The sequence below is a fragment of the Bacillus sp. GB_SG_008 genome, assembly GCF_052038115.1.
GTDB lineage: Bacteria > Bacillota > Bacilli > Bacillales > Bacillaceae_G > Bacillus_A > Bacillus_A rhizoplanae.
Map to the genome: position 1 here is coordinate 158171 of NZ_JBPZSK010000001.1, position 15053 is coordinate 173223.

At 37.4% G+C, this 15053-nt stretch carries 15 protein-coding genes and 1 other annotated feature; of the genes, 8 read left to right on the plus strand and 7 right to left on the minus strand.

The window, feature by feature from the left end; translation table 11 throughout:
* Positions 1 to 132: 132 nt before the first annotated feature.
* The 5 genes from ACTDJC_RS00725 to ACTDJC_RS00745 are packed head-to-tail and all read right to left on the minus strand — an operon-like array spanning position 133 to position 4036.
* Entirely contained in the window at positions 133 to 615 is a 483-nt protein-coding gene (locus tag ACTDJC_RS00725; protein ID WP_098305457.1) for a DUF3995 domain-containing protein, read from the minus strand.
* Positions 616 to 669: 54 nt separating this feature from the next.
* Complete coding sequence (locus ACTDJC_RS00730) at positions 670 to 1527, minus strand: alpha/beta fold hydrolase (RefSeq protein ID WP_440602438.1); 858 nt, start codon at positions 1525 to 1527, stop codon at positions 670 to 672.
* A 52-nt stretch (positions 1528 to 1579) separates the two neighbouring features.
* Positions 1580 to 2746, minus strand: coding sequence for an acetoin utilization protein AcuC (locus ACTDJC_RS00735; protein ID WP_098305453.1), 1167 nt, complete (start codon positions 2744 to 2746; stop codon positions 1580 to 1582).
* A complete protein-coding gene (locus ACTDJC_RS00740) occupies positions 2743 to 3387 on the minus strand; it encodes an acetoin utilization AcuB family protein (RefSeq protein ID WP_440602439.1) in 645 nt (214 codons plus the stop codon). Before ACTDJC_RS00740 ends, ACTDJC_RS00735 begins: the two co-directional genes overlap by 4 nt.
* Positions 3388 to 3403: 16 nt before the next feature.
* Entirely contained in the window at positions 3404 to 4036 is a 633-nt protein-coding gene (locus ACTDJC_RS00745; protein ID WP_098305449.1) for a GNAT family N-acetyltransferase, read from the minus strand.
* Between the two features lie 187 nt (positions 4037 to 4223).
* Here ACTDJC_RS00745 and acsA point away from each other — a divergent pair, with 187 nt between their 5' ends.
* From acsA to ACTDJC_RS00770, 5 genes are all read left to right on the plus strand, one after another.
* Entirely contained in the window at positions 4224 to 5942 is a 1719-nt protein-coding gene (acsA, locus tag ACTDJC_RS00750) for an acetate--CoA ligase (protein WP_098305447.1), read from the plus strand.
* Between the two features lie 177 nt (positions 5943 to 6119).
* Positions 6120 to 6746, plus strand: coding sequence for a LysE family translocator (locus ACTDJC_RS00755; protein WP_440602440.1), 627 nt, complete (start codon positions 6120 to 6122; stop codon positions 6744 to 6746).
* 68 nt (positions 6747 to 6814) lie between these two features.
* Positions 6815 to 7041, plus strand: a binding site (T-box leader).
* Positions 7042 to 7106: 65 nt separating this feature from the next.
* Positions 7107 to 8363 (plus strand): tyrosine--tRNA ligase, encoded by a 1257-nt coding sequence (gene tyrS / locus ACTDJC_RS00760; RefSeq protein WP_440602441.1) that lies wholly within the window; start codon positions 7107 to 7109, stop codon positions 8361 to 8363.
* A 61-nt stretch (positions 8364 to 8424) separates the two neighbouring features.
* On the plus strand, positions 8425 to 8991 hold the full coding sequence (locus ACTDJC_RS00765; RefSeq protein WP_440602442.1) for a mechanosensitive ion channel family protein: 567 nt from the start codon (positions 8425 to 8427) through the stop codon (positions 8989 to 8991).
* A 134-nt stretch (positions 8992 to 9125) separates the two neighbouring features.
* Complete coding sequence (locus ACTDJC_RS00770; protein ID WP_154712003.1) at positions 9126 to 9278, plus strand: transporter; 153 nt, start codon at positions 9126 to 9128, stop codon at positions 9276 to 9278.
* Positions 9279 to 9327: 49 nt separating this feature from the next.
* Here the strand turns inward: ACTDJC_RS00770 and rpsD are convergent, their stop codons facing one another.
* Complete coding sequence (rpsD, locus tag ACTDJC_RS00775) at positions 9328 to 9930, minus strand: 30S ribosomal protein S4 (RefSeq protein WP_098305437.1); 603 nt, start codon at positions 9928 to 9930, stop codon at positions 9328 to 9330.
* Positions 9931 to 10280: 350 nt separating this feature from the next.
* On the opposite strand from rpsD, the gene megL reads away from it, so the two are divergent.
* Positions 10281 to 11456 carry a methionine gamma-lyase gene (megL, locus tag ACTDJC_RS00780; RefSeq protein ID WP_098305435.1) on the plus strand — a complete coding sequence of 392 codons (1176 nt, stop codon included), beginning with the start codon at positions 10281 to 10283 and terminating at the stop codon, positions 11454 to 11456.
* A gap of 11 nt (positions 11457 to 11467) precedes the next feature.
* Here megL and ACTDJC_RS00785 read toward each other — a convergent pair whose 3' ends face one another.
* Complete coding sequence (locus tag ACTDJC_RS00785) at positions 11468 to 11947, minus strand: GAF domain-containing protein (RefSeq protein WP_098305433.1); 480 nt, start codon at positions 11945 to 11947, stop codon at positions 11468 to 11470.
* Positions 11948 to 12183: 236 nt separating this feature from the next.
* On the opposite strand from ACTDJC_RS00785, the gene refZ reads away from it, so the two are divergent.
* Entirely contained in the window at positions 12184 to 12822 is a 639-nt protein-coding gene (refZ, locus tag ACTDJC_RS00790) for a forespore capture DNA-binding protein RefZ (protein ID WP_098305431.1), read from the plus strand.
* Between the two features lie 425 nt (positions 12823 to 13247).
* Positions 13248 to 14957, plus strand: a complete 1710-nt coding sequence (ezrA, locus tag ACTDJC_RS00795; protein ID WP_098305429.1) for a septation ring formation regulator EzrA — start codon at positions 13248 to 13250, stop codon at positions 14955 to 14957.
* The last annotated feature ends 96 nt before the right edge of the window (positions 14958 to 15053 follow it).

Here is a 15053-nt window from a genome sequence, read left to right on the forward strand (position 1 = left end):
AAAAATATAACAATAAAGTTGTTTAAACCTAAAGGCTATTCAGCGATTGCGGCTAATTGTTGAATAGCAAACTTCATACAATTACTATTAGGTAATTAGTCTTTTTTCGAATTAACGTTCCTTGTTATTATTTCAGATATTATTGTATCTTGTAACTCTACATTCTCTAGTTTTTTTTATAGAAAAAAAATAAAATATACCTCCGATCATCCAGTAAGGCTCCCAGAGTACCAATCTCCAGAAGGTGGCATATCTATCTAATTCAAGGTTTAAAACACCAATTGCACTCAAGGATATTGTTATGAAATTGAACAAACCGTATAAAAAAAGTAAAAGTCCACAAATTTTTATTATGAGATAGAGCGACTTTTGAATCCGAGAATTTCCCCATTTCATTAACAACATGATGAGCAATACTACTCCGAGCAATTTTATGAATCCAGTTATCCAAACGATTGCTATAAACGATGGTGTTGGATGTAATGCCATTTCATAAATTGCACCTCCTAGGGATCTAACACCAAACATGCCCCCCGCTGCCCAATAGAAACTCAAGCCAGAAAATAGTAGTGACCATATCACTCCTAAATACAAAAAATACTTATTGGTTTCCATAAAAATGGCTCCTCGTATTAAAATAACAATGCTCTTTTATCCCATTTTGAAGCATTATACTTGGCCACTTCCTTCTTTTAAAGAATGATAGAACGCTGTAGTAACAGATAAAAATTTCTCTTTCTCTTCTAAAAAGGGATAATGATTGCTGTGTTCAAAAGAAATAAAAGAAGAGTTTCGTATGCCTTGATGTATTTGTAGGGAAGAGGCAATGGGACATTGAATATCGTGTTTTCCACAAATGATTAACGTTTTTGTTGTTACGCTAGAAAGGTGTTCTCTTAAATCAAAGCTACGAAATTCTTTTGAAAAATAGTTCATACGGCTTGCGGCCATCGTCTTATGAATAGGTTTTGAAAAGTATGTTTCATATTTCTCTGGATGGTATAAAGATAGCTTCGCACGCTTGACTGATAAGGCATTTCTTTCTTCTTGTGTAAGATGTGGTAGTTTCAAATCTTCAATCAGTTGCTGCATATATGCAAACTGCGGATGATCCGGATGATAAATGCAGTCTTTTGTTTTTGTGTAATCGCTGGCAGCAGCGCCAACTACTACTAAAGATTGTAATGACTGCGGATGGTTTATCGCGTACATTAGTCCAAGCATGCCGCCGGTAGAGTGTCCTGCGAAATGCCATGATGAAATGCGGAGCGCTTCACGAATTGCTTCTAGGTCTTCAACTGTTTCTTCCATACTTAATTCTTCTTCTTTACAAGTAGTTACTGAATGACCTGCATCTTTTAGGTTGATTAATATAACTTGATGTGATGATGTAAAGCTATCGGCAAAGTAATCTCCTGTTTCATTAAACTGTGAATATAGGTGTGTTACACAGAGAGGTTCTCCGTTTCCTTTTGAAAATAGTTCAAAAGTACCACGCTTTGTATGGATGAGTTGTTGTGTCCACATAAAAAATCACCCTTCATAAAAAAGAATAGGAGCAAATCTCCTATTCTTTTATTTAATATAATGCCTTTTTTGTATTATTCCGAATAATTTCAAGAGACTTTGCCACGGTTAATGCGTTTTTTTCTTCGATTTCTGGTTTTCGAGGGATAGGATTATACATGTTGTTAGGGTCTTCCCATGTGAGGGGAAGTTCAGTTGTTGCTTGTCCTTTCCAAGCTTCAATCCATTCTGGAGGGAGATAACCTGAGATGTTCTGGATGTTATTCATTTCGAGCCAAATGAGTGCCCAAGCTCTTGGAACGACGCGCCACATATCATAGCCGCCGCCACCGACTGCAATCCAGCGACCATTGCAATATTCATGAGCAATTTCATGAGCAAGCCTCGGGATTTCACGGTAAATTTGTATCGTTGAACAAAGATGTGTTAGAGGATCATAGTAATGAGCATCCGCTCCGTTTTGCGTTAAAATAATATCTGGTTTGAAATAATCGGCGACTTCACGAATGACAGTGCGATACGCATGTATAAATGAATCATCTTCTGTAAAAGCATCAAGAGGAACGTTAAAAGAATAGCTGTATCCATTGCCTTGACCACGCTCGTTTACAGCACCTGTTCCTGGAAATAAGTAACGCCCTGTTTCATGTAAGGAAATTGTGCATACGTTAGGATCATCATAAAAGGACCACTGTACACCATCACCGTGATGAGCGTCTGTATCAATGTATAAAACACGAAGACCATATTTTTGCTGCATATACTTAATAGCAATCGAGCTGTCATTATAAATACAAAAGCCAGATGCTTTGCCGCGAAAGCCGTGATGTAAGCCGCCTCCTAAATTTAGAGCATGTTCTGCTTTTCCTTCAAGGATTGCATCGACCGCAGTTAATGTCCCCCCAACAAGAAGGGCGCTTGCTTCATGCATATTGGCAAACATTGGCGTATCTTCTGTTCCAAGACCATAAGACATTGCAATTGATTTTTCTAGCGTTCCTTCTCCAGCACGTTTTACCGCATTTATGTATTCCTCTGTATGAATTAAAGCAATTTCTTCATCTGTTGCGATTCGTGGTGGAATGACTTGTGAAGGGTGTATGAATCCTCCTTTTTGAAGCAAATCATATGTCAGCTTTACACGAAGCTGATTAAAAGGATGATCAGGACTAAAGGAATAGCCCTGATAATCTTCTGAGTAAATGAATACATTTTTCATGTTCCCATCCCCGCGATATTCGGCCATAACACACGGTAGCCTTTTTGTTCTAGTTCTTCAATTGCTTTAAGAGGATTCATTGTTTGAATGCGGAAAACAAGAACTTTGTCGCTCTCTTCTTTTGCTGGATAGACGAGAACACTTACAATGTTAATTTTCAGTTCACTAAAAACAGCAACAACTTTTCCGAGAATACCAGGTTCATTTTTTATTTGAATTTCAATTTGTGAACTTGGTTGATGAGCACCTGTTAATTTGACGAGCGTATGCAGTACAGTCGATTCTGAAATAATACCGACAAGCTTACCGCTTTTTGTAACAGGAAGACAGCCAATTTTATTTTCGAAAAATAACGTGGCGATTTCTTCAACGAAGTCAAGAGGATGACATGTCATAACGGGATGTTTCATAATACGTTCAACTGGCTCGTTAAGAGCATCCTTTGAAACGTGTTCATCAAGAATAGATGGACTTGCATCTCGAACGTCACGGTCGGAGATAATCCCAACGACTTCATATTTTTCATTTACAACTGGAATGTGACGGATGCTTTTTGCTGCTAATGTTCGTAAAGCTGTTTCAATCGTGTCGTTTGGGCACAGCGCTGTTACATTTTGATTCATAATTTCTTCAACAATCATGATGTAATCCTCCCTTTTAGTACATGAAACGATTTTGGAAGCGTAAGCGGTCAAACTTTTGAATGGATTGTGTATCAACGCGTTTTCCGATGCGAACCATTAAGCAGTTTGCTGGATGCGAACAAATTTCAGGGTCATCCGTTGCCATCCATTCAAGTCCACCAGCATTCATCATTTTTTCCATTACTTTTCGATATTCCCAAACATTTAAGCCGGTTTGTTTTAAATCCCAGTGCCAATAATACTCAGTTGTTAAAATAATATAATCTTCCATATGATCATCCATCATGGAAACTTCTAATAAATTCTTTCCGACAGCACATCCGCGAAAATCTGATGCAACCTCAATGGCACCAAGTTCGATTAAATCGTCCATTTTCCCTTCAGACCATCTCTCAAGCGGATCGGGATATAAATATGTTACATAGCCAACAATCGTTTGTTCATGACGAGCAATAATGATGCGGGCTTCCGGTAACTTAGAAATTTCGACAATTGCTTTATATTGCTGGTCGGCAGGTCGAAAGGCAACTAAATCAGGATGAAACTCATACATTTCTAAATTATGCGTTTTGACAGGACCTTCAATAACTAAAGTTCCTTTCGGCGTTTTCAAGTTTCTTACGTTGTATACCTTACTATGAATCAATTTTAGGCTCACCACCTTCAGGGCTTTGTGAATCTACTATCTATTTTCATACTACTGTACTCAGTATGCGATGTGAATCGAAATTTGTCAGTAAAAATTTGTGCGAAATTTGTAAAAAATACTGAAAATTATAAAAAATATATTTATAATAAAAATACATGGAGTACATAGAAGGGGGATGTAAAGAATGAAAGTAGAAACGCTTCCAGTAATTAAAGGTGAAAATAATTTGTTAAATTATGATGAAGCATATCAAAATTTTAATTGGGAAGAAGTAAATCAAAACTTTTCTTGGCATGAAACTGGGCGAGTAAATATGGCTTATGAAGCAATTGATCGACATGCTAAATCCCACCGAAAAAATAAAGTAGCATTGTATTATCAAGATGGCGAGAGAAAAGAGAAATATACATTTAAAGAAATGATGGAGTTTTCGAATAAAGCAGGGAATGTCTTAAAGAATTTTGGGGACGTCGAAAAAGGCGATCGCGTCTTTATTTTTATGCCTCGTTCACCGGAATTGTATTTTACTTTACTTGGTGCTGTAAAGCTAGGAGCAATCGTCGGACCATTATTTGAAGCTTTCATGGAAGCGGCTGTTTGCGACCGCTTAGTGGATAGTGAAGCAAAAGTGCTTGTGACAACGCCAGAATTGTTAGAGCGCATACCTCTTAATGATTTACCAGCATTAAAAACGGTATTTATCGTTGGTGAAAATGTAGAAGAAGGCGGTAAAATTACAGCGTTTAACCCACTTTTTGAAAAAGCTTCTAATAAATTGAATATTGAATGGCTTGGAAGAGAAGATGGACTTATTTTACATTATACGTCTGGTTCTACAGGGAAACCAAAAGGCGTGTTGCACGTTCAAAATGCAATGGTTCAGCATTATCAAACAGCAAAATGGGTGCTAGATTTAAAAGAAGACGACGTATACTGGTGCACAGCTGATCCAGGCTGGGTAACAGGAACTGCCTATGGTATATTTGCACCGTGGTTAGTCGGGGCGTCGAACGTTATTGTAGGAGGACGCTTTAGTCCAGAGGCATGGTATGAAGCGTTGCAAGATTATGGTGTAACGGTTTGGTATAGTGCTCCGACAGCATTCCGCATGCTAATGGGTGCTGGTAACGATACGCTTAAAAAGTATGATTTATCACAGCTACGCCACGTGTTAAGTGTTGGTGAGCCGTTAAATCCAGAAGTAATTCGTTGGGGAATGAACGTATTTGGTCTTCGCATTCATGATACATGGTGGATGACAGAAACAGGAGGACAAGTTATTTGTAACTATCCTTGTATGGAAATTCGTCCAGGATCAATGGGAAAACCAATTCCAGGCGTGAAGGCAGCAATTGTTGATAATGAAGGAAATGAAGTGCCGCCATATACGATGGGGAACTTAGCGATTGCGAAAGGTTGGCCATCGATGATGCGTGCTGTTTGGAATAACCCGCAAAAATATGAGTCTTATTTTATGCCAGGAGACTGGTATGTATCAGGTGACTCTGCGTATATGGATGAAGATGGCTACTTTTGGTTCCAAGGGCGTATTGATGATGTTATTATGACGTCAGGTGAGCGCGTTGGTCCATTTGAAGTAGAAAGTAAATTAATCGAGCACGCTGCTGTAGCTGAAGCTGGTGTAATTGGTATTCCGGATCCAGTACGCGGAGAAATTATTAAAGCGTTTATCGCACTGCGCGCAGGATATGAAGCGTCCGATGAATTAAAAGAAGATATTCGTCAATTTGTGAAAAAAGGATTAGCTGCTCATGCGGCACCACGTCAAATTGAGTTCCGTGATAAATTACCGAAAACAAGAAGCGGTAAAATTATGCGCCGTGTATTAAAGGCTTGGGAGTTAAACTTGCCAACAGGAGACTTGTCTACGATGGAAGATTAAGTAAGAAAGGTCTGAACTACATTTGGTTCAGGCCTTTCTTGTTTAGAGTATAGTGAAATTGTGTTCAAATTGTTTAGTTTTACATATAACTTATTGTAATATGTAAAATGCAACAGAGGATGCAAGAAGGTTAATACAATGGGATAAAGAAAAGATTTAACCTGTGGAGGGATGTTAATGACGCAATATTATCTTTTTGTTGCTATGTCAATTTTTCTTATTATTTTGCCAGGACCTGATACGGGATTAGTAACTCAGAATACAATACTGCAGGGAAAACAAGGCGGAATGAAAACTGTTTTTGGTATTCTATGTGGTTTAAGTATTCATACGTTAGCGGCTGTACTTGGGATTTCTGCAATTCTTGTTAAATCGGCATTTTTATTTTCTATTTTTAAGTATATTGGTGCTATTTATCTTATTTATTTAGGATGCGTATCATTATGGTCTATACGGAAGAAAGGAAAACAAACGGAGGATATTACAGTTAAAAATAAGTATCAGGGTGCTCCTTGCTTCCGGCAAGGTTTTCTTACTAATTTGTTAAATCCAAAAGTAGCTCTTTTCTTTTTAACATTTTTACCACAATTTATACAGCATGATGGAAATATGTTTTTTCAACTTTTTATTATGGGAATGACATATACAGTTTTAACCTTTCTATGGTTTATACTCTATATTTATTTAATCAATGCAATTCGGACATGGATGAAAAAGCCGTCTACAGAGCGGGCTATCCAAGGTATAAGCGGTTTTGTACTTGTGGCATTTGGTATTAAATTAGCGCTGGAAAAAAGACCGTAGTCATTTTCATAAGTAAAGCTCATTTGACATGCATATACAATTGATGGTATAAAAGAAAATATATAAATAATCGAGCGTGGAAAGGGAACAGTAGTGATCATTTCCCTGTTTTAGAGAGCTGATGGTCGGTGGAAATCAGCACATAAATGATCGTGAATTACACCTCTGGAGCATCTTTCTTCGATTGGATTTCATCCGAAAGGGGAAAGACGGTGATAAGCCGTTATGTGAATGAAGTGGCAGGTTTTTTGCCTGCAACTAGGGTGGTAACGCGATGAGTAAAATCGTCCCTTATTGAAGGGGCGATTTTTTTATGTTTTTAAAATCCGCGCAAAAACTATTTCTAAAGGAGTGAATTTGATGAACATTTTACAAGATCTTGAGTTCCGTGGTTTGATTAATCAACAAACGGATGCAGAAGGTTTACAAGAGTTGCTAGAGAAAGAAAGTGTGAAATTATACTGTGGCTTTGATCCGACAGCTGACAGTTTACATATTGGTCATATGCTTCCAATTTTAATACTACGTCGCTTCCAACAAGCGGGACACCAACCAATCGCACTTGTTGGCGGAGGTACAGGTTTAATTGGTGATCCAAGTGGTAAAAAAGCAGAGCGTACATTAAATGAGAAAGAAACAGTTGCCTTTTTCAGTGAGCGCATTAAAGAGCAGCTTTCTAGCTTCTTAGATTTTGAAAAAGCAGGTAATCCAGCGATTATCGCAAACAACTATGATTGGATTGGTTCTTTAGATTTAATCACATTCTTACGCGATATCGGCAAAAACTTTGGCTTAAACTACATGTTAGCGAAAGATACAGTTGCATCTCGTTTAGAAACAGGTATCTCATTTACAGAGTTTAGCTACATGATTTTACAATCATACGATTTCTTAAACTTATACCAAACATACGGCTGTAAATTACAAATTGGTGGTAGTGACCAATGGGGGAACATTACAGCTGGTCTTGAATTAATCCGTAAATCAGAAGAAGATGCGAAGGCGTTTGGATTAACAGTACCGCTTGTAACGAAATCTGACGGTACAAAGTTTGGTAAAACAGAAGGCGGCGCAGTTTGGTTAGACCCAGAAAAAACAACGCCATACGAGTTCTACCAATTCTGGATTAATACAGATGATCGCGATGTTGTTAAATACTTAAAATACTTCACATTCTTATCTCATGAAGAGATTCTTGAATTAGAAAAACAAGTAGCAGAAGCGCCGGAAAAACGTGAAGCACAAAAAGCATTAGCTTCTGAAATGACAAAACTTGTTCACGGCGAAGCAGCATTAGAGCAAGCAATCAAAATTTCAGCAGCACTATTTAGCGGTTCTGTTGCAGAATTAACAGCAGCAGAAATCGAACAAGGCTTTAAGGATGTACCATCTGTGGAGCGTAACACAGAAGATGCATTACTAGTGGATGTACTTGTAGAAAGTAAAATTTCACCATCAAAACGTCAAGCGCGTGAAGACATTACAAATGGCGCGGTTTATGTGAATGGTGAACGTACACAAGAGTTAGACTACACGGTAACAGAAAAAGACCGCATTGAAGGCAAATTTACAATCATTCGCCGCGGTAAGAAAAAATATTTCTTAATTTGTTACTAATATGCGAAAAAGCGTAAGAATCCTTACGCTTTTTGCATTTTAAAGGAGAGGAGTTAATATTTTGGATATTCAGGAAATTTTCAAAGATTATATTTTAAACCCAGAAAAATTAATGAGCTTTGGGGGAACTATCCTAAGAATAATTATTATTTTTATTGTAGCAAAAGTGGTTATTCGCGTAGTATGTGTAGGAATTGAACAAATTTTTAAGATGAGCAGCAAAGCGCCTGTTCGCACGAATGAAAGACGTGAGGCGACATTAACGAAGCTTTGTCAAAATATTGTTCATTATGTTGTGTATTTCATGGTAGTTGTGACGGTTTTAGACACAGTAGGAATCGATATTAAAGCACTTCTTGCTGGGGTGAGTGTTGCCGGTTTAGCAATTGGTTTTGGTGCACAAAACTTAGTAAAAGACGTTGTAACAGGATTCTTTATTATTTTTGAAGATCAATTTTCAGTTGGCGATAAAGTGAAAATTAATGATATCGATGGTATTGTCGAAGAAGTAGGGCTTCGTACGACGCAGCTAGTTGCAGAAGAAGGGGAGATTTACTTCATTCCAAACAGCTCAATTACAAAAGTTGTGAACTACTCTTTAGGAGAAAAGCGTAAAGAAATAGCGTAAGAGAATATATAAGACTTCGGTATGTGATACCGGAGTCTTTTTTGTTCAAAAATTTTCTGTATGTTCACTTCAAGTTCATAACAAGTATGTATGATGTAAGTATCATAAGTGATAGAAAAAAGGAGCTTAACTATATGTCACTAGAAGCATTAATTATCTTTTCGTTACTGAACGCAGGACAGTTAGCAGAAAATGAAAAAACTCACTTACAAAAGAATCAAAGTGAACAACATGTTTATGTAGAGAAACCAGAACGTAATGAAACCATGAATATAAAGCTTAAATAAATATTTTTACAAAGAAAAAAGCCAATCCAAAAGGATTGGCTTTTCATCATTAACGAGAGTAGAACTCTACGATTAACGCTTCGTTGATTTCAGCAGCTAATTCAGCGCGCTCTGGTAAGCGAGTGAAAGTAGCTTCTAATTTGTCAGCATCGAAAGTTAAGTACTCAGGTACGAAGTTGTTAACTTCGATAGCTTCTTTAACTACAGCTAGGTTCTGAGATTTTTCGCGAACGCTGATTGTTTGGCCTGGTTTAACGCGGTAAGATGGGATATCAACGCGAGCGCCATCTACCATGATGTGGCCGTGGTTTACTAATTGACGAGCAGCGCGACGAGTGCGAGTTAAGCCCATGCGGTAAACTAGGTTATCAAGGCGAGCTTCAAGAAGGATCATGAAGTTTTCACCGTGTTTACCCATCATTTTACCAGCTTGGTCAAATGTGCGACGGAATTGACGCTCAGTCATGCCGTACATGTGACGAAGTTTTTGTTTTTCTTGTAATTGTAAACCGTATTCTGAAAGTTTCTTACGTTGGTTAGGACCGTGTGGACCTGGTGCGTAAGGGCGTTTTTCTAATTCTTTACCTGTGCCGCTTAGAGAGATTCCAAGACGACGAGAAAGTTTCCAAGATGGACCTGTATAACGAGCCATGAATGACTCCTCCTTTAGATGTTTTTATTTTTGTAAAATAAAAACAGACGTAATTGACATTTATGCGTATTTCATTTTCATGTACCCTCGCTCCAGCAGCAGGGAGTTACACGATACACCTCTTCGTGAGGAACAAAATACAAACAATAAACTCACATTACAAGGCTGCCTTTTTATTTTACACAAAGGCTATTATATCTGTTTATTAGGAGGGAGTCAAGAATATCAATTTTTATTTTATACATATAAATTTTGGAAAAATGCAAGAAGGAATTTTATGAATGCTCATGGAAAGGATAGCAACAGATAGAAAACGCTTACATAGTATGGAGTATAAGGGGGATGTTTGTATGAAAAAGAAACATATCGAAACGACGTTAGTCCATCACGGGTATGATGCTGCGCAGTATAAAGGGAGTTTAACACCTCCGTTATTTCAAACATCTACGTATACATTTGAAACAGCCCAGCAAGGGGAAGCGAGTTTTGCTGGATATGATTCAGCTTACATTTATTCTAGACTTGGCAATCCAACAGTCGAGTTATTTGAAGAAAGAATGGCAGCTTTAGAAGAAGGGGCAGCTGCGCTTGCATTTGGCTCTGGAATGGCAGCTATTTCAGGGACGCTTTTAGCCTTTTTAAAAGCGGGAGATCATATTGTTTGTTCTAACGGATTATACGGTTGTACGTATGGATTTTTAGAAGTATTAGAGGAGAAATTTGCAATTACGCATACATTATGTGAGATGGAAACAGAAGCAGAGATTACAAGTAGTATTCAACCGAATACGAAGATCATTTTTGTAGAAACACCAATTAATCCAACGATGAAACTTATTGATTTAGAACTTGTTGTAAAAGTAGCAAAGCAGCATGGGCTTCTCGTTATTGTTGATAATACGTTTTGTTCACCATATTTACAAAGACCACTTACATTAGGCTGCGATGTTGTTTTACACAGTGCGACAAAATATATTGGCGGTCATGGTGATGTTGTCGCGGGTGTTACGATTTGTAAAACAAAAGAGCTTGCAGAAAAAATTCGTCCGATTCGCAAAGATGTTGGAGGAATTATGTCACCATTTGATGCATGGCTGCTTTTGCGCGGTTTAAAAACATTAGCAGTGCGGATGGATCGCCACTCTGAAAATGCAGAAAAAATTGCTGCTTTTCTGAGAAATCATGAATTAGTAGAAGATGTATGGTATCCGGAAGGGATGCTTGCAAATAAACAAATGAAGCGCGGCGGTGGAGTGCTGTCGTTTACAGTAAAAGGTGGAAAAGAAGAGGCACAGGCTTTGATGGATAACTTAAAGTTAATTGCAATTGCAGTTAGCCTTGGTGATACAGAAACGTTAATTCAGCATCCAGCAACGATGACACATGCGGTTATTCCAAAACATATTCGTGAGCAGATGGGTATTTATGATAATTTACTACGCTTATCCGCAGGACTTGAGGCGTGGGAAGATGTCGTAGTAGATTTAGCACAAGCGCTGCAAAAAGAAAAAACGGCTCTATCTTAAGAGCCGTTTTTTTATATATGGTTTAATAAAGTTTCTACAAATTTCTCTAAATATGTTTGATCGATTTCATCAAAACGACCTTTATTTGGGCTATCGATGTCTAGTACGCCAATGACTTCACCGTTTTTGATAAGTGGTACAACAATTTCTGAATTAGAAGCTGCATCACAGGCGATATGTCCAGGGAACTGATGAACATCAGCGACAAGTTGCGTCGTTTTTGTTTCCGCTGCTGCGCCGCATACACCACGGCCAAATGGGATACGAACGCAAGCTGGTAATCCTTGAAATGGTCCAAGTACAAGCTGATTTCCTTCCGTTACATAAAAGCCCACCCAGTTAATATCTTGTAAAAACACATTGAGTAAAGCAGATGCATTTGCTAAGTTAGCTACTACATTTGACTCACCTGTTAATAATGCATCGAGCTGTTTGATTACTGTTTCGTATTGCTCCTCGCGTGTACCTGTATATCCTTCTGATGTAAACATAAAAACGCCACCCTTTCTCTAGTGAAATGTAAAATTATTGCAAAATAAGCTATAATTCGCATGACTTTGTCGATAGAAAATTAAAGGAATTTGTCCTAAAAGTCAAGAAATTTACATAAAAGTGAAACTTTCATCAGTAGAGAAGGGCGTCCTCCGTTGATGGCTAGTTGAACCAACGGGCTCTTATTGCTTGCTAAAGAATAAAAGCTGTTCTACGAAAGGGAGTGAGTAAGTATATGACACAGGCGAGACAGAAGATTATCGATGCGGCAATTTCGCTATTTTATGCGAAAGGATATAATGGTACATCGGTGCGTGATATAGCAAAACAAGCAAATGTCAATGCTGCCAATATTTCGTATTATTTTGCTGGAAAACAAGGATTGCTGGAACAGTTAGTGTCAGACTTTTTAGAGGGGTACTTACGTGTAATTGAAATGCCATTTGAACAGCGGAATTTTTTGTCTTCAAAAGAAGTATTATTTCAGATGGTACGCAATATTTTACAATATCAATTTGAGCGAAGAGAACTTACTCGTTTCTTTTACAGAGAACTTTCATTAGATAGCACATTAATTCGAGAAGTAATGACGATTTACTTTTCAAAAGAGAGATATTATGTGGAACAACTTATTAGAAAAGGTCAGGAAAATAAAGAATTTCAAAAAATATCCTTCACGATGTTTATGACGCAGCTGAAGGGGATGATCAGTATGCCATATTTATATCCGCAATATATATCGGAAGTGCTGCATTCATTTCCGTCAGAAGTGTTTTTTATTGAAATGTATATAAAGGAAGTAGAGCAGTGGATAGAGAAAACTCTTTGTATAGAGCATTCGCATTATCGTCTGCCGAGAGCGGCTTATGTATAAAGAAAATCGAAAAACATAAAAACAGCTTGTTACCAGTATATATGGGAACGAGCTGTTTTTATGTTTACTTCCTAATGAAATAGTATCTTCTTTTTTGCATTCTTATATAGTAGTATGTCAATGAGATGGTAATAGTACTTACTTTATCCCGCATTAACGGGCAGTAAGATCCCTACCTCAAGATAGAAGAGAAATACTGTTTTTAGCAATTATAACTTTTGGTTAGAGGTGTAACCATAATGAATTTGGAGGTAGTAAATTCTTTCGTTAAATTTTTCTAAAAACTAGGCCAAAAACATATGATTACATGGTATGATTAGTACATTGACAGTTGTTAAATATAGGGGATTTTCCTTTTCTTACATAACGCCTTCCATTTCAAAAAACGGAACGGACAAAAAACAAGATAAATAGGAGGCTTTTGAATGGATTCAATTTTAACGATCGTTATCATCGTAGTAAGCTCTATTTTGCTCTTCCTCATAGTAGAGCTTGTGATGAGAAATCGTTTATATAAAGATATCGAGGCATTGCAGCAATGGCAACAAGAAATTAAGGATAAGCCCGTTGCAGATGAACTAAAGAGAGTAAAAGAGTTAAATATGACCGGACAAACAGAAGAACTGTTTGAGAAGTGGCGAAATGAATGGGATGAAATTGTTGCTAATATTCTTCCGAAAGCAGAAAAAGAATTAGAAAGCGCTCAAAAGCTTGCCGCGCAATTTTCCTTCCGAAAAGCAAAACATATCATGAATGAATCCATTAGCAGTTTAGATGAAGCAGACCATCGGATTACTGATATATTAAATGAATTGCAAGAGCTGTTGGAAAGCTACGAGAAAAACAATTCAGAAATTGAACAGTTACGTGATACATACCGGAATATGAAAAAGAGTGTGCTTGCTCATCGCCATATGTTTGGCTCAGCAGAACAGAAAATTGAAGAGTTACTTGATGTAGAGTCGAAGAAATTTCAAACGTTTGAAGAAGCAACGCAAAATGGCGATTATTTAAAAGCGCGTGAAATTGTTAGGAGTTTAGAAGAAGGGTTATCAAATTTAGAACTAATTGTGCATGAAGTGCCTGATCTATTAGTAGAATGTCAAGCGACCTTACCAGTACAATTAGAAGACTTAACACAAGGTCACGACGATATGAAAAAGCAAGGCTATGTATTAAATCATTTGGAAATCCCAAAAGAAGTAAGAGAGATGAACAAACAACTGCAAACATGTCTTGCCGATTTAGAATATCTACATGTGTTGGAAGCAAAAGAAAAAATCGATGTTTTAAAAACGCAGCTCGATACGTTATACGAACAATTGGAATTAGAAGTGAGAGCGAAATATTATGTTGAGCAACAGACAGCAACTGTATACGAAGATTTAGAAACAATTCGAGAGCAGGCGTTGGAAACAAAAGCAGAAACACAATTTGTGAAGCAAAGTTATCAGCTGCAAGATAAAGATATCGAATCACAAAAAGTAATTGAAAAACAAATGCATATTTTGATGAAGCGTTTTGAAGTATTACAACTTCGTATTGCAGAGCAAGATATCGCCTTCTCTGTCATCCGAGAAGAGTTAGAGGAAATTTACGAGCAATGTGAAACATTGAAAGTACTTCACGCTGAGTACAAGGATATGTTACAAACAATGCGTAAAGATGAATTCGAAGCACGTGAAGCGTTACGAGAAATGCGCCATACAATGATGGAATCAAAACGTATGATGCAAAAATCAAATTTACCAGGTTTGCCAGATAGCATCATGGTTGATCTGCAAAACGGCCAACATGCGATGCAAAGTGTGTATGAGCAGCTAGAATTAAAACCGCTGAATATGGGCGTGGTAAATGGTACGTTAGAAGAAGCAGTAGCTATTGTAAATGGTGTATATGAAGCAACGCAAGAATTAATTGAGCAAGCATATTTAGTAGAGAAATTAATTCAGTATGGTAATCGTTATCGCAGTCATGATGATATGCTGGCACAAAGTTTAGATAATGCAGAGCAATTATTTCGTGAATATGAATACGATGCAGCTCTCGAACAAGCAGCTTCTGTATTAGAACAAATTGAGCCAGGTGTTGTCCAAAAGATTGCTGAATTTGTTGACGTAGAACAAACTCCTTAATATGTATTAAGGGGTTTGTTTTTTTGATTCAAATAACTTTTGTATGCGTGATGATGCAATATTGCTATAATGAATAGCGGAATATGGAGCGTTTTT

What these genes read in the sequence shown, in the direction of transcription:
- rpsD (WP_098305437.1), bottom strand. Translation starts at nt 9,930, where the DNA reads ATGGCTCGTTATACAGGTCCATCTTGGAAACTTTCTCGTCGTCTTGGA.
- acsA (WP_098305447.1), top strand. Translation starts at nt 4,224, where the DNA reads ATGAAAGTAGAAACGCTTCCAGTAATTAAAGGTGAAAATAATTTGTTA.
- ACTDJC_RS00755 (WP_440602440.1), top strand. Translation starts at nt 6,120, where the DNA reads ATGACGCAATATTATCTTTTTGTTGCTATGTCAATTTTTCTTATTATT.
- tyrS (WP_440602441.1), top strand. Translation starts at nt 7,107, where the DNA reads ATGAACATTTTACAAGATCTTGAGTTCCGTGGTTTGATTAATCAACAA.
- ACTDJC_RS00740 (WP_440602439.1), bottom strand. Translation starts at nt 3,387, where the DNA reads ATGATTGTTGAAGAAATTATGAATCAAAATGTAACAGCGCTGTGCCCA.
- refZ (WP_098305431.1), top strand. Translation starts at nt 12,184, where the DNA reads ATGACACAGGCGAGACAGAAGATTATCGATGCGGCAATTTCGCTATTT.
- ACTDJC_RS00730 (WP_440602438.1), bottom strand. Translation starts at nt 1,527, where the DNA reads ATGTGGACACAACAACTCATCCATACAAAGCGTGGTACTTTTGAACTA.
- ACTDJC_RS00725 (WP_098305457.1), bottom strand. Translation starts at nt 615, where the DNA reads ATGGAAACCAATAAGTATTTTTTGTATTTAGGAGTGATATGGTCACTA.
- ACTDJC_RS00785 (WP_098305433.1), bottom strand. Translation starts at nt 11,947, where the DNA reads ATGTTTACATCAGAAGGATATACAGGTACACGCGAGGAGCAATACGAA.
- ACTDJC_RS00770 (WP_154712003.1), top strand. Translation starts at nt 9,126, where the DNA reads ATGTCACTAGAAGCATTAATTATCTTTTCGTTACTGAACGCAGGACAG.
- ezrA (WP_098305429.1), top strand. Translation starts at nt 13,248, where the DNA reads ATGGATTCAATTTTAACGATCGTTATCATCGTAGTAAGCTCTATTTTG.
- ACTDJC_RS00735 (WP_098305453.1), bottom strand. Translation starts at nt 2,746, where the DNA reads ATGAAAAATGTATTCATTTACTCAGAAGATTATCAGGGCTATTCCTTT.
- megL (WP_098305435.1), top strand. Translation starts at nt 10,281, where the DNA reads ATGAAAAAGAAACATATCGAAACGACGTTAGTCCATCACGGGTATGAT.